This window comes from Bacillus sp. 196mf, from assembly GCF_003217275.1.
Taxonomy (GTDB): Bacteria; Bacillota; Bacilli; order Bacillales; family Bacillaceae_G; genus Bacillus_A; species Bacillus_A thuringiensis_S.
On sequence record NZ_QJTG01000007.1, the window covers coordinates 160,933 to 180,160 of the forward strand.

The following is a 19,228-nucleotide window of genomic DNA, read 5'->3' on the forward strand; positions in this document are numbered from 1 at the left end:
ACTATTTTTACTGTGCCTTGTTCGGTTGTTCTACTGGAATTGAATTTGTATTTGATCTATTTGTTTTTAATTCAAAATACGCATCCAAAATCTCTTTACCAATCGCAGAATTAATTCCTGATTTATCATCATTCACCCATGGTACAACAACTGAAAAAGCTACTTCCGGATCCGCATCATATGGTGCATAACCGGCAAGAGTTAAATTATAACATTTTTTTCGGTTGTTGTTCTCATCTCTTCCAATATCACTTTCTCCACCATATACTGTCTCAGCTGTTCCTGTTTTTCCCGCTGGTTTATATGGTAGACCTTTAAATGTTCCGGTTCCAGTTCCGTCAGCTTCTTGAAAAACTCTTCTAAATCCTTCTTTTACATGATTAATGTACGAAGTTTCCATATCCACTCTATTTAATACAACTGGTTCAATCGACCGAACGACTTTTCCTGCATCCTCTGGTCTATTCGGTTGCTCTCTAACTTCTTGTACAATTTGTGGTTTCATTCGGTAACCGCCATTTGCAATGGTTGAAATATATTGCGCAAGCTGAAGCGGCGTATATGTATCATACTGTCCAATTGCGTAATCAAGTAAAAATCCGGGTATGTTATCAGTTCTACCTATTTGACCGATCGATTCATTTGGCAGGTCAATACCAGTCGACACACCTAGGCCAAATTGTCTAAAATAGTAGCGCATTTTATTAAATGTTTCTTGTTTAATATCTAATGGATTGTTTGGAACATAATTAATGCCTGCCATTTTTAAAGCTGTATTAAACATATAAACGTTCGATGACACTTGCAAAGCTCTTAAATCATCAATATCCCCAAATTCTTTCCACGATTTCTTCGGCTTAGAACTTCCTTTAAAATACATTGGCGCATCAAAGAAGTGTGTATACGGCTTAATCGCTTCTGTTTGATATCCAGTTAATAAAGTAGCCCCTTTTACAGTTGACCCTAACTCATAAGAACTTGTCATCGTTCCTAATGCATAATCTTCTATTTGCATACCGCCATCTTTATTTACAATTTTCTTTCCTGCCATTGATAAAATTTGACCGTTTTTCGGATTCATCATTACTACGAACGCACGATCCATCATCGGCTCTGCAGCATGAAAGGCTCGTAAATTCTTTTCAAGGCTTCCCTCTACTCTTTTCTGTAAATCCATATCGACTGTTAACATCAAGTTATTTCCACTTTTTCCTTCAGTCACTTTTTCTGTTCGAACAATCTTCCCTGCTTTATCCATAATATTTTTAGACTGTTCTTTCGTTCCATGTAGTGCATCTTCGTATTGTTTTTCGATGTAACTTTTACCAATACGGTCGTTTCGATTATAATCACGAACTAAATAATAATCTAATTGTTCTCTTGGCAACCCTTCATTTTCATTAGAAACGCTACCTAGTATAGAGCGCAGTATTTTATCATTTGGGTATTCACGTTCCCAATCTACTGTTGTATCCACTCCCGGTAAACTTGCCAACCTTTCACTAACGACAGCATATTCATTTTCACTTACATCTTTTTTAACGATTTGCGGCGTCATTTTATATCCCGCATTCATTTTGCTTTTAATTACTAATACTTCTATATCTTCCTTTGAAAGCTCATTTAATTCTTCTTGTGTAATTCTTTCCCGGCGCAGTTCTTCTACTTTTTTATCTAACTCTTTTCCTTCTATTTCTTGCTTTCTAAATTTACTCTCATCTTCTTTCGTTACTTTCGCTGCTGCCCGCTTTTCATTTAACTGCATCCAAAAATCTTTTTTATCTGTCTCTGTTAACTTATCCATGTCCTCTTGCGACATTTCAATTAGCTTAGCTAAATCTCTTGCTACTTGTAAAACTTCTTTCGAGTCCACTCCTCTCATTTTCGTATATGTAACGGTTCGTAATGGTTTATTATTTACAATAACGTGACCTTGTCGATCAAACATTTTCCCTCTAGGAACGGGAGTACTTACCGTTACATCTTCCTTTTTGTTTACTTCATTTCTATACGTTTCTCCATCAATGATTTGTACTTTACCTAATTGAATTATAATAGCTGAAAATAAAAGAAAGACAATAAAAAATAGTACATTTAACCGAAATGGAATATGAGTCTTTTTCTTTTTCGATTGTCTTTTCTGCTCCTTTTTCTGTCTCATTTCGCTCCCTCGCTTCATTCTATTAACATTTCTACGCAAAATCATTATGTATCAAATTTATTTATATGATATATATAGAATTTTATATTAATTACTAAAGAAATAAAAGATTTAATTTTCAGTTTTTTGATTTTATAACCTATTTATTACCATTCCCCTTCATACGTCATAACATGAATTTTATTCAAACAAAAAACTGAGGTGTTCTCTATACACCTCAGTTTTTCATAAAAATAATAACTTATTTAACCGACGATAACCCTTCAACAAACTCACCAATCTTATTTTGAAAAACAAAATCAAAGTTATATTCCTGTCCTGTTAACTCTTCATTTACTAAAATAGTTGTTGCTCCTACTTCCCTCTTTGCAATTTGCGGGAATGAAGCGACAGGCTGTACTTTTAGTGACGTTCCCATAACGATAAGCACATCTGTTTCATATAAACGTTTGATTGCATTTTGATATTGCGGCAATGTATCTCCGTATAAAACAACGTCTGGATTTAAAATGAAATTACACTTCTGACAGCGCGGCACTTCATGATTAATCATATACTGTAAATCATAGCCTGATTTACATTTTGGACAATGTGCTGTTTGAAGTGTTCCATGTAAATCGATGACATGCTTACTGCCACCTAATTGATGTAAACCGTCAATATTTTGCGTTAAAATCGTAATATCTTTCCCTTGTTCTTCTAGCTCAGCTAAAAAGCGATGGCCACGATTTGGTTTATATTGATGGAACGTATTAATTTGAAAGATTTCTTTATAATGCTTCCAAAATTCTTTCGGACTTCGGTTATAGTACCCTCTTGATAAGTACATCTCCACATTCGCATCAGCATACAATCCATTTGCTGAACGAAAATCTGGAATACCACTTTCCGTACTTGCACCAGCGCCTGTTAATACTGTAATTTTCTTCGCTTTTTCTAAAATTGAACGTACTTCTTCAAATTGTTGCACAAAAATCACCTCTATGTATTTTCCTATTCTTATTATACCAGTTGTTTACAGGAGGTGTTGTACAATTCATTTTACTTAATGCGTTGCGCCCCCAACCTCTACAATATCTACTTCAACTGTCGTCGTTACTTCGATTGCCAATTCTATCCCTTTACGAATAGTAGAAAGTGACATACTCGATTGCCCTGGATAATTAATCGCTTGTTCTGGTAAGAACGGAATGTGAATGAATCCGCCTTTTATTTTCTTATCATGTTTCTCTAGTTCATGCATAAGTCCATAGAATAAGTGATTACAAACGAATGTACCTGCCGTCTGTGAAACAGATGACGGTATGCCCTCTTCGCGAAGTTTTTTTACAATTGCTTTCATCGGGAGTGTGGACCAATACGCAATCGCTCCTTCTTCTACAACCGGTACATCTACCGGCTGATTCCCTTCATTATCAGCAATTCTTGCATCATCAATATTAATGGCGACACGTTCTATCGTGATATCTGGTCTGCCCCCAGCTTGTCCAATGCATATAATAATTTCCGGCGCTAGTTCTTCTATATACTCTTTTAATACGCTTATTGATTTATGAAATACAGTTGGTACTTGTTTGCTTATTATCTTGTATTCTCCAATTGTTTTTTCATGCAAACCTTTTGCTACTTCCCAAGCTGGATTGATATTTTCTCCGCCAAACGGATCAAACCCTGTTAATAATACTGTTTTCATAGTTTTATCCTCCTAATTAGAAACGATATACAAGGCCGTACATAATAAACATATTTATGATAAAAATTGAAAGAGCAATTGGTACTTGTGCTTTAATAACCGCATTTTTATCCTTTAGCTCTAAAAGCATCGCAGGTACGATATTAAAGTTTGCTGCCATTGGAGTAAGCAGCGTTCCGCAATATCCAGCAAACATACCGAGTGCTGCCATAATTGCTGGGTTTCCGCCGTGCATTTGAACTATTAAAGGTAAGCCAATTCCGCCAGTAATAACAGCAAACGCTGCGAATGCATTTCCCATTACGACTGTAAATAGCATCATGCCTAAACAGTACGCCATAACAGCAACGAACGGATACTCTGTCGGCAGCACTTGTCCGACTAAATCTGAAACAACTTGCCCAACGCCAGACTTCGCGAATATACCGCCAAGTGCTGCTAACATTTGTGGCAAAATAACAGCCCAGCCGACAGCTTGTAATAGTCTGCTTCCTTCTTGTACAGGCGTTGCTATTTTTGATTTTGTAATACGCATCGCCGCAACGAATGCGAGTAATGCACCAAGCGCTAATGCAACTAATGTTACTTTATCTGGATCAACAAGAGAGACATTTCCCCATTTAATTTTCCCTAACGTCAACGTACCGATAATTGTAAAAATAGGAATTAATAGTGCAGGCATAAAAATTTTATTTTTTAATTTCTCAGCATGTTTCACACGTTCTTGTACTGGAACTTCTTTTTCCTCTGATTTTGTTACTTTATTTAGTGAAGCTAAAACGACCATAGCGAGCACTATACAGCCAACGTAAAACGAAGGAATTACATTTCCGAATAAAAATGTAACTGCAAACAATGCCCAAAATAAACTAGAACCGAATCTGTTTGGATGTTCACGATCGAATGCGATACGAACAGCGATAAAAGCAACGATTATCCCTAATACATAATAGATTGTATCCATTGTGATGATGTTCATATTAAATTGCCTCCTTCTCTTCTTTTCCTTCTGCCTTCATTGTTTTCTCTATATATTTATCAAACCTTCTAAATCTAATCCAGCTTACAATAAGTGCAGATATTGCTGTCGGAATGCCCCAAAGTGCCATATCCCATACTCCGACATGCATACCTACTGAATCGAAGAATCCTTTCATTAATAAAATAGCTCCAGTTGCGATGAAAATATCTTCTCCGAAAAACCAAGCTGTATTTTCAGCTGCTGCTGCGTTTGCTTTAATCTTTTCTCTTAATTTTTCAGGAAGTTTACCGTATTTACCTTGCGCGGCCCCTTCTGCCATCGGTGCAACGAGCGGCCTTACTGTTTGCGCATGCCCACCAATATTAAGCCCTAGTGCTGCTGATGATTCTCTTATCGTAAAATATGACATTAATACTCTTCCAGTTGTTGCTCCTTTTGATTTCGTTATAAGTGCCTCTGCTCTTTCTTTTAAACCGTAACGCTCTAAAATTCCGATTACCGGTAAAGTTAATATAATTGGCATAGACATATATCTATTTTCTATGAAAAATTTACCGAACATGCTGATCACATCATAAAAACTTAATCCTGAAACCATACCAGTAACAATACCTGCAACCATAACTACTAAAAGTGTATTTAATCTAAATAAAAAGCCCACTGCAACAAGTAGTATTCCGATTAATTTAATCATCCCAGCACTTCCCCCTATTTTTTATTTCGGTGCACAAATAGAAATATCATTAAGTTTGAATGTTCTGTATATTCTTTCTGCAAATTGCACTGCTTTTTCCCCATCACCGTGTAAACAAATTGTTTGCGCCTGAACTGCTACTTTCTCTCCATTGACCGCATTTACATGGCCTTCTTTCACCATTTGAAGTACTTGCTTTATCGCTTCGTCTTCATCTTTTATAAGCGCATTTTCTTCTGTACGGCTCGTTAATGTACCATCTTGCTTATATGTACGATCCGCAAAAGCCTCTTGTACAAGAGTTACTTTGTATTTTTCTGCAGCCTGTATAAACGCCTCGCTATTTGCTAAACCATAAAGTAATAGACTTGGATTTATATAATAAATTGCCTTTGCAATTGCATCTGCAATTTCCGGATTAGTTGCCGCCATATTATATAAGGCACCGTGCGGCTTTACATGCTGCATTTTCCCGCCTGCCGCTTTCACAAATGCGTCTAATGCGCCTGTTTGATATAAAACATAATCGTATACTTCACTTGCTGAAATATTCATGTTTCTTCTACCAAATCCAATTAAATCAGGAAATCCAGGATGCGCCCCTATTGCTACGTTATGCTCCAAAGCTTTTTCAACAGTTTGACGCATAATAGACGGATCACCCGCATGAAAACCGCAAGCAACGTTTATAGAGGAAACGAACGGAAGAATTTCATCATCATTCCCCATTTTATAAGCGCCAAAACTTTCTCCTAAATCACAGTTTAAATCGATTGTAGTCATAATGTATTCCTCCTAATTTCAGCTTCGTAAAGCGATGAATTTCTTTAATAGATTCATATTTACTTCTTGTTCTATGTACAATTGTTCCGCTTCTTCAAGCGTAATTTTCTCAAAAGAAACATAGTCCCCCGGCTTTAGCTGGGCAAGAAGAGGTAAATCTACTGAAATGATATTTCCCATTCTCGGATAGCCACCTGTCGTTTGCCTATCTGCCATTAATATAATCGGCTGTCCACCATTAGGAACTTGAATGGTTCCAAATGTAACAGGACTCGATAAAATCTCTTTTTCTTCATTCCTATTTAAAACTTCTCCCTCAACCCTATAGCCCATACGGTCAGCATAATTAGATACCTTATACTCTTTCGTAAAAAATGCCTTTCTACTTTCTTCTGTAAATTGATCATATTCAAAGTCAGTTATGACACGAAGCTTTGGATGTTTCTTATACTTTGGTAGTACTCTGTTGCTAATTGCCCATTTCGTTTTTATTCTCGCATCTTTTTGTAAATCTTGAATGAAACGACTCGCCATTTCTGGTTGTGCACCAATTTGGAAGTAGTTACCCTTTTTCAACATTCTTCCTTCTATACCACCAATCGCAGCACGTATGTACGTACTTTTGCTTCCCATTGTACGCTCAATATGTATACCACCCGCAAAAGTTACATACGCTCTGCAACCACTTTTCACTTTTCCAAAACAAAGCATACTACCTTCTTCCGCTAAAATGGGACGCCATAACGGGATACGTTCTCCATTCAATAACGGTTCCATATCTGCTCCGCCAATCGCAAGTAAAGTCGTTTTCTTTATTAACAATTTAGGTCCCATAATCGTCATTTCGAGTCCCGCTTCATTCTCCTCATTACCAACTAACATATTGATCATCCGAAGTGCAATTTGATCCATAGTCCCGCCAACTGGTACACCGTATTGTTGATAATGAGATCGCCCTAAATCTTGGACTGTTGTAAACATTCCCGCATGCAAAACTTCTACATCCATTCTTTAGCCCCCTCAAGTGATACGTACTCTTCCTTCGTTATTGGGATAAATCGTAAATACATACCACTTTGAATATATGTTGGTATTTCTTCTTCCGGATTAAATAATGAAATAGGAGTTCGGCCGATAATATTCCATCCTCCTGGTGTTTCAAGCGGATATATACCTGTTTGATTTCCGCCAATACCTACTGAACCAGGAGAGATTTGTAACCGTGGTGTTTCTTTTCTAGGTGTTTCTAATTCTTTTGATAGTCCTCCTAAATACGGGAACCCTGGTGTAAAACCTAACATATATACAAAATATGTAGTTTCACTATGTATTCGAATCACATCTTCTACTTGTAAATCTTTATAATGTGCAACCTCTTCTAAATCAGGTCCATATTCTCCCCCGTAGCACACTGGTATAGAAATATGTTTCACATCCTGTTTTACTTCTTCTTTATAAGAATCACACAGCTCCTTTATATACTGGCGAACGTAATCATATGGCCTTTCACTTCTCTCATTTCTCTTCCATACTTCGTATACATTGTAGTAAACAGCTAATGAAGTAAACGACGGAACGCACTCAATCATTCCTGCAAACGGATGTTGCTGCAGTGCTTGAAATAACCGCTGTACTTTCTCATATATATCCATCTTAATTTCTTCACCAAATGTAACAATAATTGCTTGATCCCCTAACGCAGAAAATTTCATCCTACTCCCTCTTTCTATGCCAAAAAGCCGAGTTCTTTCGAAATGCGATGTGCTGTTTCTTTCACCTTAGCGATAAAATATGAAATGTTACTTTCGCTGTACTCAATTGCTAATCCCGAAATACTCATACCTGCTACAACCGTTCCATCACTTGCGAAAATGGGCGCTGCTATTGCGGCTGTATGATTTTCTAACTCAGAATAACTAATTGTGTAGCCTTCCTTTTTTGCCATTTGCAACACTTCTAGCAATTGTTCCATCTGCAAACTGTTTTAAATCCACTTCCTCTATGTATCTCCGTTTCTCTTCCTCAGAAAAATACGATAGTAAAATTCTCGGACATGCACCAGCATAAAGTGGTGCTCTTCTTCCAACCGCCGTATACACGCGTACTGGCTGAACACCTTCCAGCTTTTCAACATAAATTGCGTCATTACCATCTTGAATTATTAAATTAACTGCCTGTCCTAAACTATCTCTAAGTTCTTTCATATAAGGAATTGCTATATTTCTTACTGATAATCGGTGTGAAACAAGTTGACCGAACCGTAAAAATACGACCCCTAAACGATATTTCCCCTTTTCGTTTTTTTGTAAAAACTCCATCTCTTCCAACGAACCAATTAAACGATAAACAGATGTTTTCGGCATATTTGTAAGCTGAACCATCTCAGTTAAACTTAGCTCTTCATGCTCATAAAACAACTCTAAAATATCCATTGTCTTAACTGCCGTTTTATTTATACTCATTCTATCTCCCTTTCGTTCCGAAAAACGGAACTTAAATTCCGTTTTTCGAAACAAACATATAATTTAAAATTATAAAATATTCTTTCAATTCTATCAATATTTTTTTCACGTACATAATCCGATATATTTTGTCCGCTATTAAAAAACAAAAATAATATGTGATTTATATAAAATGAAAGGCTCTTGGATGATTGAAAAAACTTTAACACGTGAAGAATGAACTATTAGTGAATGTAATTTATATTGGAGTGATTCGCTTCCTGACAGTGAATATAAAATTAACCCTAGAAATCACGACGGTTCAATTTCTAACGTTCACATTGCTACAAACCTATTAGAATAAAAGCTGCAATAAAAAAGTAAATATAAAGAGCATGTATTGATCAATACATGCTCTTCTCATAGTTATTCAAATTATTCTTTTTTAACATGATTGAATGTTCCTTCGTACAACTACTGAGTCTATTAGTTGTATATTACTTATTTTTCAAAATCGTTCTTTTAGCTTTTTTAATAATTCTACTAGTTGATTTTATGTCAGCATCCTTTTCCCATTCTTTACACAGGTTCATTACCCAATCCGGTTTAGTTTTACTTGCATCATTTAACCAGTTTCCAACCGAATCTTGTACATATTTTGATGGATCTGATTTAAGTAAATTAAGAATAGGAAGTGCTTTTTCAGGTTCTTGTTTTAATATTTCAATATGTTTACTCCATACACCTCGAGGACGAATAGATTCTACAGAGAACCTGCGAATATTCTCATCTTCACTTTTTGCCCATTCTACTAACAATTCCACACTTTCTTCTATATTTTGTGAAAGTTCTTCTCTAATAGACATCCAAGCAATTTCTCGAACACCAAAATGATGATCCGCCGCAAAAGGTCGAATGTATGTTAATGTATCTTTTAATGTGTCATTTGATTTTTTATTCATAAACGCTGCCCAACATCGTACACTATCTGAAATATGATTAGATAATTTTAACAGTACGTCTTCCTTATTTCTATCATTCTCTTTGAGTATAATTTCATCCAATAAAGTCCCTGTTATTCGTATGACTTTCATTCCTGTTTCAACGTTCTGTTTTTCTAATTCAGCTACTATACATTCCAAACTATTCTTGAGTCCTATTGAAGGTAAGACATTTTTAAGTAGTTCAATATGATTTATAGCTAGCCATTCTGTTAGATTAACACTTTCTACTTTCCCTTGCTGTAGTAATTGTAAGACCTCTTTAGGAATTTCGTTTACTTTCCTGGCTCCTTTCCTGTTTAAGATAATTTCTGATTCTTTCTTTATCATTTAAATTCCCTCCTTGCAATACTATCTTCAAATAAACAGAGGCCATTTTGAAAAGTAATAATCAAAATGACCTCTGTCTTTCTTAATTGAACATTCGGTTTTACAAAAAAATGTAATTTAAATCCACCGGAAGAATATTTCTCCCATACTTTTTCTTTATAACGCTCTTACTTGTTCCAACGGCCAGAAAACAGCTTGTCCTTTTCCGACAATTTCATCTTCTGAAATAAAGCCAAACATGCGACCATCCTTAGAAACTTCACGATTATCCCCTAAAACAAATACTTGGCCTTCTGGCACTTTCGTTTTCCCAGTGATTTGTTCTAACGTAAAGTCTGGAGTTAATACACGGCCTACTGCTTTTTCTTTAAACTTTTTTAAATATGGTTCTTCCATCGCTTTTCCGTTTACATATAAAACATCATTTTTATACTCAACTGTGTCGCCTGGCAAACCAATTACTCGTTTTACTAAATCGTATCCTTCTTTTCCGTGGAAGACGATAATATCAAAGCGATCTAATCCACTTATACTATAACCAATCTTATTCACGAGAACTCGTTCGTTATTTTTTAAAGTGGGCATCATTGATTCACCTTGCACTAAAGAAGGTGTAAATAAAACACCGCGAATAATAGCAATTAATACAAGGGTAAAACCTATCGTTTTAGCCCAAGAGAATAATTCTTTCTTCGTATTTTCCTTCATCGTTTCTCCTCTTTCTTAAGCACTTATTTTATGATTTCAACTAATTCTTGTACTAAATTAGGGTCTATTTCAGAAAAACATGATTTTCCTTCTCTTACCGCTGTACCGACATGAGCTTGCGAAATTCCAGTTTCATCTAGCAATCGCTTTATATTTTCTTTCGTCACCCCAGCTCCAGCTACAAGCTGAATTTGACCATCGCTTACCTTTTGCATTTCTGTAAGCACCGGAATATTCTCTACTATATTTCCTTGTCCACCTGAAGTTAAAACGTGAGTCACTTTATGAAACTTCTTTAAAGTGTTCATTGCTTCTACTGGATTTTCTATATCATCTATCGCACGGTGGTACGTTACATTTATTCCATCTACAACAGATAGTAAGTTCGCTAATTTCCCTTCATCCACTTCATTTCGTTCATTTAATACACCTAATACAACACCAGCTACTCCTAATTTCTGAGCAACTACAATATCTTCTTTCATCATTTCAATTTCTTCTTCCGTATATGTAAAAGACTTCGCATGCGGACGAATCATAACATGAATTGGTATACTTACCGCTTCTACCGCTTTCTTTATAAAAGCATAACTCGGTGTTAAACCACCTTCTGTATAAGATGAAATTAATTCAATCCGCTTCCCGCCAGCACTTTCAATTCGTTTTACATCTTCTAAACATGTTGCAATAACCTCTAGCATGAGATGACCTCTTTTCGTGCTTTTTTCTTATTATAACATTAGTAAAAATAAGAAGCCTAGCTTTCTCCTTTAAAACTTAAAAAAGAAGAATGAAAAGAAAGATTTTTTATTAGCAACGATTATTGATAACATCCTATTATTCATGTACACTCCTACCATAATGAAAAAGCCCGTCATTTTGACGGACTTTTCTAATTTCAAGCTTTTCTTTCCTCAGTTTTCATATCAATGCCTAATTGATCTTCTAATAACTTTACACCTTTCTTTGTAAGATGGACAGCTCGGTTCTTATCCGTTTTCGTAATCCATCCCTGTTCAAAAAGCAGTTTTGCAATTGCAGACCCTAACCAACCAGAAATATGGTAGCGTCGTTCACTCCAATCAAGACAAGGTTTTGCAAATACCCTCCTTTTTATATCTGCCTTATCAATATTTATTCCAAAATTCAGAAACCATTTCTTACCTTGTTCCGTTACAATGTATTCTCCATCCTCTAAAATTATAAATTTCCTATCAAGTAATTTTTCAGTTATCTCTACACCGAGTTTGCCTGCAAGATGATCATAACAAGTTCGAGCATAACGAATTTGTTTTAGTTGGCTTGATTGTTTTAAAGAGCGAACTTGAACTGTTGGTGCAATTGTCCCTAACTTTTCAAGCACTTCTGCAACTTCTTGATTAGCAAGTCGATAGTAACGATGTCTACCATGTTGTTCAACTGTAAGTAAATTCCCTTCTACTAATTTAGAAAGATGCGAACTAATTGTTGGATGTGACACTTTTGCCATATAAGCCAATTCACTAGCAGGTAGTGCCTGATTATTCATTAGACACTCTAAGATGATTGCTCTTGTAGGTTCAGCAATTAGTTTAGCTATATATGAGATATTCGGATATACATTCATATTTCGATGATACCCTAACTATTAAATTGATACAATTATTTTAAGTTTAATAGTAAAGGAGAATGTATTATGAATGCAATTGATCTTAGTATATTAAATTTAAAAGAAACGAGAAGGCGCTCAGAAAAATTATGGAATTCTCTTCCCGATAATTTTCTTAATTGGAAGCCTGATCCTGAGGCTATGTCCTTTGGTGAAATGATTCGTCACGTATGGAGCTCAACTTTTTACTATCATATGATTATAAAAAACAACGGTTCAATAAACGACATACGTACCCCGTATGATGACGAGCCAATTACTTGTGTAAAAAAAGAAATTGAATTGGCACAATCATACTTTACTGACTTCATAGAATATGTTCAATTAATAAGCATAGCCGAGCTAGATTCAAGACTTATTGATAGAAGTGATGTTGGCTATCAACGATATTTAGGTGATATGCTATTAAGAATTGCCTATCATGATGCGGTCCATGCAGGTCAATTTTTACAATATTTACGAATGGTAAACTTAGAAAGACCATTAATTTGGGATTAAATACGAAAAATGTTTATACAGCCTCCAAACTGGCATTACAATAAGAATTTTCAACAAGAAACAATCAAAAAACCATGATAATCATTTATATTAAAAACCTACATCTCAACCAAGTACTTCATACACATAAAAAGCACGGGTTTGATTACTAATCAAACCCGTGCTTTCAAAACAACTATAATATCCATAAACAATAAAATGTAAGCTTTAAATACTACGACCGAAACGCCGCATCCGCCAGCATAGACAATGTTGCATCATCCATCGGTGGATTGTGTAATCCTGCTCTGACATTTAAATAGTAACGGTGAAGCGGATTTTTTTCTGATAAACTTTTTGCTCCTACGATGCGCATTGATTTATCCACTATGGATATCGCCGCATTTGTTACGGCGTATTTCACTGCCGCTAATTCTGCTTGCAGTAACAGTTTATCTTCTGCCTCATCGTATTTTTTCGCAATTTGATATAAAAAGACGCGAGCTTGCATAAGCTCGAGTTCTAATTCTCCAACTAATTTTCTAACATTCGGTAATAAACTAATAGAATGGTTTAAACTATTTGGCTTGTATGATCCCGCAAATTGAACTGCATAATTTCTTGCTGATTGTGCAATTCCTAAATAACATACTGGTATATGTAGCAACCAGCCAATACCCTTTTGTTTCACTTTCCCGCCTTTTACATCCGTAAAAAAGCGGTTGTCTATATCTACATTTTGTAAGACAAGGTCGTGGCTAGCAGTCCCTCGCATTGCAACGCTATCCCACGTTTCTTCAATAGATACACCGAGTGTATTTCTTGGAATAACAAACTCACCAACTTCTTCACGGCCTTCCATACTTGCTGAAATAATAAAATAATCAAGTACTGGCGCCATCGTTGTAAAAGTTTTTCTTCCATTTATAACCCACTTCTCGCCTTGTTGAACCGCTATTGTTTCTGGTTTGCCGCCACGCGTCGGACTCCCTGTTTTCGGTTCTGTTGCTGCCCTGTTAAAGAGCGCACCATTACGTACTTCTTCGCAAAACCATTTGAACATCTCATCATTCCAAGAGTGATTTTCCGCTAGCTCCTTCACAATGCCAAGATGCCAGCCAATCGATAATGCAGTAGCTCCGCAGCCTTCCGCGATTTTCTCTTGAAATAAAACGAAGTCATATAAAGAAATCGCACTACCACCAAATTCCTTCGGTAACGTTAATTTCGTATATCCAATATCTTTCAAATCATTTATATTTTCATACGGAAATGATCCTAATTCACTTAGCTGATGCTCCCTTTCCATGAACTTCGGAATCAATTTATTTATTTTCTCAATAATTAAAGACTGTTCTTCTGTTTCAACAAATGAGAGTGCCATACTATAATCTCCTTTATGCTCGATTCATAAACCGTTCATTTTGTCATTATGATTATATGAAGCTACCTCTCTATTGTTTCACTATTCCGATAAAAATACAATGTTTTTGACTAATAAGAAAAGTTCCTATTTAAGGATAGATCCTTTTCTTATATTAGTCCCCCTTCAATGCTTTTAACGGCAAAGAGGTTACATATCCAATATACGAGAATAATTCTTTAAAGAAGAATGGTATTTCTGTATCTAACGTTTTATATGCTGATGTCGGCGTTGGTGAAGCATACGCTTCAATATTAATATGTTTTGCGATTCTCATTGCGCGTTTCATATGAAGTGGATCACTTACAATCGTGTATGTTTGTATACCGTTCTCTATTCCAACTTGCTTCGCATTTTTTAAATTTTCTTCAGTGAAAAGGGATTTAGTTTCAATTAAAATATCTTCCTCTTTTACACCTTGTTTCATTGCATATACTCTTGCAGTACGTGCTTCCTCAAGTTCTGCCTCGAACTTTGTACCACCTGTAAAAATAATCTTTTTAATATTTCCGTTCCTATATAAAGAAATCGCATGATTAATTCTTTCTTTAAATACAGGAGATGGTTTTCCATTCCATGAAGCTGCGCCTAGTACGATACCAGCATCCGTTTTCACGTCATCATTTGCTTTAAAACGATAACTCCAAATATCGTAAGCTGCATAACTTACATATAAAATAGCAGAACAAATCATTAGTAAAAATACTTGAAAGATTCGTCTTTTCTTACTTTTCTTATTTTCTTTCATTTGTAATTGCCTCCGTACATCATCCATACTTCTATAAAAAACATTTATATCAAATCGTTTTGTTTGAGTTTATTTAAAAGAAGGAACTTTACTTGTTATTTATGTATAAAAGGGTTTTCATTTAAAATTGAGGATTATCAATTCATTTTCATTTGCGGTTTTCATTACATTTTTTAAATTCATAAGTTTATTACCATACAACTACATTGTAACGAATTTTTTCTCAGAAGGGAACGATGAAACAAAAGGAATTAAAATAAAGTAGCATTTTGTAAGAAAAAAGGTATATTTTTCATATCTCACGAACAATATACCTTTCAAAACACGAATTATAACTTTTCTTTATACAACTCTAATTTTTCTAACAATTGTTCTTTTACGCCTGGCCATTCACTCGAGATAATACTGTACACCACCGCATCTCTCACATAACCATTCGGTAATTTTCTTTCATTTCTAAGCACACCCTCTTTTACTGCGCCTAATCTTTCAATTGCTCGTTGTGCTTTTTCATTTCTTGTATCCGTCTTAATTTGCACTCTCAGCATATGCAATTTTTCAAAAGCATACTGAAGAAGCATATACTTACACTCTGTATTTATACTCGTACGTTGCACACTCGGATGATACCACGTTTGCCCTAACTCAACTGTCTTATCTTCTACTGAAATATTATATAAACGTGTACTTCCTACAATCTTATTCGACTGTTGATCTACGACTATGAAAGGTATTTGAGTACCTCTTCCGTAACCCTTTATCGCTTTTTGAACGTATTGTTGCATATCTTGCACACTATCCATTTTAGAGATTAAATACGCCCAAATATCCCGATTTCCTTCTACAATCGAAAACAAAGTTTCGACATCAGTATTATCCATTAACCGCAACTTTGCTCTTTCGTGAATAATTTCCATTTTTAAGCCCCCTTTGTTGTTACTATATCATAAGAATCAAAAACGTATTATAAGAATAAAGAAATATAAAGAAAAGAATTCTTTTCAAATATATTCTTCTCGTATAAGGTAGGAAGACTCATCAGTAACCCTTAAAAAAGAATTTTTTGATAATTTCCAATAAATTCTATATAATGATAAACGGGAGGGGATAATAAATGCTAGATCAAATTACTTGGGGAACGCCAGGCAGCTTATTATGCTTAGGATTCTTTTTTGCGGGACTAGGAATCTTCTTAAGAAGCGTTACGTCATATACGAAAAATAAATAAGAATATCCCGCTTTTAAACAAAAGAAGCCCTCTTTTTTACAGACGGCTTCTTTTGTTTAACTTTATCTTATTAAAACTTCAAAGCAACAAATAAGCAATCGGCGTAATGATAAGCAACGTTAAAATCGTTCTCTGCACATACAGAATAATAAGTTCAGATACTTTTAACGGAATATCTGTTGATAATATACAAGGAATGGACGCAGAGAAAAACAGTATAGATGATACGGAAACAACTGCAATGACAAACTTTGTCACAAGTGGCGCACTTACAACTAATAATGACGGTAAAAACATTTCTGCAATACCAACGGATGCCGCTTTAGCAGCTAAGTCTGCTTCCGGTAATTGTAATAACCATGTAAACGGATAGAAAATATAACTGATCCAATCAAATATTGACGTGAACTTCGCTAAGACGATACCAATTAATCCTACTGACATAATGGATGGTAAAATTCCCATTGTCATAATAAATCCGTCTTTTAAATTCACTGCAATATTTTTCATAATGCTCGGTGCAGACTTTGATACTTCTAACGCATCTTCCCAAGCACGTTCTAACATTTTCTCTTTATAAACAGGCTCTGGAAACCCTTCTTCTGTTACATATGTATCTGGTTTTCTACTAAGGGGTGGGATTCTTACGGTGATAGCAGTCACGATGAATGTTACAACAAGTGTAGTCCAAAAATAAACATTCCATAAATGCATAATATCTAATGTTTTTGCGATGATGATCATAAATGTAGCGGATACTGTAGAAAATCCTGTAGCGATAATCGCCGCTTCTTTTGTCGTATACTTTCCTTCTTTATACACGCGGTTCGTAATAAGAAGGGCAAGCGAATAACTTCCAACGAAGGACGCAACTGCATCAATCGCCGATCTCCCCGGCGTATTCCATAATGGCCTCATAATCGGACGACAAAATGTACCGATAAATTCAAGCAATCCATATCCGACTAATAACGCTAAAAACGCCGAGCCAATTGGAACGAGCAGACTTACTGATATGACTAGCTTCTCATACAAAAACGGCCCAACATCTGGCGCAAAGAACCAAGCTGGTCCTACTTTTAAACAATATAATATACCAAAAACAACGCCAACTACTTTTAAAATAGAAAAACAAATGTCTACGATAGATGCATTCCATTTCTTCGTATAAAATGGATAAATCGCACCAATCGCCATAACAAACAATGCATAATAAGGTACTACGCCTGGAACCGAAGCCCTAATCCACGATACAATATGATCAATCATAATAGACGATGCACCGTTTATCGTAACAGGAATGAAAAACATAAACACCCCAACGAGACTAGCAAGTATAAACCGAAGAATAATCCCCTTCTCTCGCCCTGTCTTAATTACATTACTCTTTAATTCAATTTCACTCAAAATTCGACACCTCCTATTATCTAAATATTCTGTATAATTATGTTATATTCCTTCTTTCCATTTCTACTATTTAATCATATGAAAAAGCCTATTTTAAAATAGGCTTTTCTATTACCTCTCATAATCATCCACAATCACTTGAATGATACGATTCTTCTGCTACTTTTTCATTACTATCCCTATTCGCATCATATGTAATTATCGCCTTCCAAAGTGCCCATCCTCTCGCTCTATTCCACGTCTCTTCATCCATGCGTAATACTTCTTTAAATACATTTCTACTATTTTCATCAAAAAACGTCCACGCCATCGCTGCATCACAAGCAGGATCTCCTACACCTAAAATACCAAAATCAATTACAGCACAAAGCTTTCCATCTTTAACGAGTAAATTCCCCGGTGCTACATCTCCATGAATCCAAACTGGCTTACGGTCCCATGTTGAACTAAGTGCTAAATTCCAAAGGTGCTTTAATAATGCATCTTCAAAAACATCCTTATTATTTTCAATAGCAACTCTCGCCTCTTCATCATATACCGATATAAGTCCGCCCCGGTAAAAATTATGTGTTCCAGCTAAAGGTCCGTTACTCGCATCAATAGATTGCAATTCTACTAAAAAAGATCCTAAATCCGCTGCAAATTCATTTAAATCACGAACGTTTTGTTTCGTAACTGTTTCCCCCTCTATCCACTTATTAATAGACCAAGGCAATGGATACGCTTCAGACGGATTTCCTTTCGCAAGTGGGGTAGAAATCGGTAAAGAAAGCCTCTTACTTAATAGTGGTAACCACTTATTTTCTTTCTCTACTTGCGGTCCATATGCCACATCACTTGGCAATCTTACACTCATCTCATCCCCTAAGTGAAACGTCCTATTATCATGCCCACTAAACTTTACAGGTTTCACTTCTAAATGGGCCCATTTAGGAAACTGTTGTCGTATTAACTTTTCAACTAAACTTACGTTAATTGGATGCATTCACATTCTCCTTTTCTTTTGAAACTTACTAAGCCCATCCGTACTTCCAACATATTCAAAACTATTTTTCTTATAAAAATCATTCAACGTACGATTATGCGCCACGCAATCTAACTTCAAATATTCTTTGTCATGTTGTACATTCTCTTCTATCCACTGTAAAATCCATTCTCCAATTCCGTTCCCCTTATACTTCCGTTTCACCGCAAATCTATGAATATATAATGAATTAGAAACTTCCTCTTTACCAAAAATATGTTCATCCCATTCATTTTGTTTAGGAGAAACTGTAACCGTACCAACTATTTCATCTTCTTTCAGAACAACATATGTATATTTCTCTCTTATACATTCTAGTATTTCAGCCGTAGCTTCCTCTCCTAAAAGATACTGCCACTGATCCACTTCTTTATATTGTAGCCATTGTGCTACTTCTTTTAATAAAATGATAATACTATCACTTTCATTTTCAGTAGCAATTCGAATTGCATATTCTTTACTTATACTTCTCTCCATATT

18 protein-coding genes and 2 pseudogenes are annotated in these 19,228 nt (G+C 35.5%); 1 reads left to right on the forward strand and 19 read right to left on the reverse strand.

The genetic code is table 11. The features are described from left to right. Positions 1-7: 7 nt before the first annotated feature. The 13 genes and pseudogenes from ATL10_RS13205 to ATL10_RS13265 form a co-directional block, all read right to left on the reverse strand. Positions 8-2,161, reverse strand: coding sequence for a peptidoglycan D,D-transpeptidase FtsI family protein (locus tag ATL10_RS13205; protein ID WP_090977695.1), 2,154 nt, complete (start codon positions 2,159-2,161; stop codon positions 8-10). A gap of 241 nt (positions 2,162-2,402) precedes the next feature. Further along, positions 2,403-3,131 carry an NAD-dependent protein deacylase gene (locus ATL10_RS13210; protein ID WP_063547776.1) on the reverse strand — a complete coding sequence of 243 codons (729 nt, stop codon included), beginning with the start codon at positions 3,129-3,131 and terminating at the stop codon, positions 2,403-2,405. Between the two features lie 75 nt (positions 3,132-3,206). Then, positions 3,207-3,854: a pyroglutamyl-peptidase I gene (gene pcp, locus ATL10_RS13215; protein WP_061659991.1), complete on the reverse strand. Its 648-nt coding sequence runs from the start codon at positions 3,852-3,854 to the stop codon at positions 3,207-3,209. A 16-nt stretch (positions 3,855-3,870) separates the two neighbouring features. Further along, on the reverse strand, positions 3,871-4,833 hold the full coding sequence (locus ATL10_RS13220) for a DUF979 domain-containing protein (protein ID WP_075719963.1): 963 nt from the start codon (positions 4,831-4,833) through the stop codon (positions 3,871-3,873). A gap of 1 nt (position 4,834) precedes the next feature. After that, positions 4,835-5,530, reverse strand: coding sequence for a DUF969 domain-containing protein (locus ATL10_RS13225; RefSeq protein ID WP_000593392.1), 696 nt, complete (start codon positions 5,528-5,530; stop codon positions 4,835-4,837). A 21-nt stretch (positions 5,531-5,551) separates the two neighbouring features. Next, complete coding sequence (gene pxpA / locus ATL10_RS13230) at positions 5,552-6,313, reverse strand: 5-oxoprolinase subunit PxpA (protein ID WP_097947362.1); 762 nt, start codon at positions 6,311-6,313, stop codon at positions 5,552-5,554. 18 nt (positions 6,314-6,331) lie between these two features. After that, a complete protein-coding gene (locus tag ATL10_RS13235) occupies positions 6,332-7,321 on the reverse strand; it encodes a 5-oxoprolinase subunit C family protein (protein WP_098235351.1) in 990 nt (329 codons plus the stop codon). Next, entirely contained in the window at positions 7,312-8,025 is a 714-nt protein-coding gene (pxpB, locus tag ATL10_RS13240) for a 5-oxoprolinase subunit PxpB (protein ID WP_000672264.1), read from the reverse strand. The genes ATL10_RS13235 and pxpB overlap by 10 nt, the downstream gene beginning before the upstream one ends. Before the next feature lie 14 nt (positions 8,026-8,039). After that, positions 8,040-8,775: pseudogene (locus ATL10_RS13245) on the reverse strand (IclR family transcriptional regulator). 476 nt (positions 8,776-9,251) lie between these two features. Next, the gene (locus tag ATL10_RS13250; protein WP_069355860.1) at positions 9,252-10,085 is read right to left on the reverse strand and encodes a DNA alkylation repair protein; all 834 of its coding nucleotides are present in this window, start codon (positions 10,083-10,085) and stop codon (positions 9,252-9,254) included. A gap of 156 nt (positions 10,086-10,241) precedes the next feature. Then, a complete protein-coding gene (lepB, locus tag ATL10_RS13255; protein ID WP_000662498.1) occupies positions 10,242-10,793 on the reverse strand; it encodes a signal peptidase I in 552 nt (183 codons plus the stop codon). A 23-nt stretch (positions 10,794-10,816) separates the two neighbouring features. Further along, positions 10,817-11,494 (reverse strand): copper homeostasis protein CutC, encoded by a 678-nt coding sequence (locus ATL10_RS13260; RefSeq protein ID WP_000895115.1) that lies wholly within the window; start codon positions 11,492-11,494, stop codon positions 10,817-10,819. Positions 11,495-11,691: 197 nt separating this feature from the next. After that, entirely contained in the window at positions 11,692-12,399 is a 708-nt protein-coding gene (locus ATL10_RS13265; protein ID WP_001103831.1) for an ArsR/SmtB family transcription factor, read from the reverse strand. Between the two features lie 69 nt (positions 12,400-12,468). On the opposite strand from ATL10_RS13265, the gene ATL10_RS13270 reads away from it, so the two are divergent. Then, entirely contained in the window at positions 12,469-12,939 is a 471-nt protein-coding gene (locus ATL10_RS13270) for a DinB family protein (protein ID WP_098329284.1), read from the forward strand. 214 nt (positions 12,940-13,153) lie between these two features. On the opposite strand, the gene ATL10_RS13275 is transcribed toward ATL10_RS13270, so the two are convergent. The 6 genes and pseudogenes from ATL10_RS13275 to ATL10_RS13300 all read right to left on the reverse strand — a co-directional run bounded on the left by ATL10_RS13275 (position 13,154) and on the right by ATL10_RS13300 (position 19,225). Then, a complete protein-coding gene (locus tag ATL10_RS13275; RefSeq protein WP_097923964.1) occupies positions 13,154-14,302 on the reverse strand; it encodes an acyl-CoA dehydrogenase family protein in 1,149 nt (382 codons plus the stop codon). Between the two features lie 154 nt (positions 14,303-14,456). Continuing rightward, positions 14,457-15,089, reverse strand: coding sequence for a YdcF family protein (locus tag ATL10_RS13280; protein ID WP_000662218.1), 633 nt, complete (start codon positions 15,087-15,089; stop codon positions 14,457-14,459). Between the two features lie 329 nt (positions 15,090-15,418). Beyond that, positions 15,419-16,006, reverse strand: a complete 588-nt coding sequence (locus ATL10_RS13285; protein WP_000402588.1) for a GNAT family N-acetyltransferase — start codon at positions 16,004-16,006, stop codon at positions 15,419-15,421. Between the two features lie 389 nt (positions 16,007-16,395). Beyond that, the gene (locus ATL10_RS13290; protein ID WP_098289638.1) at positions 16,396-17,724 is read right to left on the reverse strand and encodes a YjiH family protein; all 1,329 of its coding nucleotides are present in this window, start codon (positions 17,722-17,724) and stop codon (positions 16,396-16,398) included. 111 nt (positions 17,725-17,835) lie between these two features. Beyond that, positions 17,836-18,709 (reverse strand): annotated as a pseudogene (locus tag ATL10_RS13295) (aminoglycoside phosphotransferase family protein). Then, on the reverse strand, positions 18,710-19,225 hold the full coding sequence (locus ATL10_RS13300; protein ID WP_110496994.1) for a GNAT family N-acetyltransferase: 516 nt from the start codon (positions 19,223-19,225) through the stop codon (positions 18,710-18,712). It lies immediately after the preceding pseudogene. Positions 19,226-19,228 lie beyond the last annotated feature (3 nt).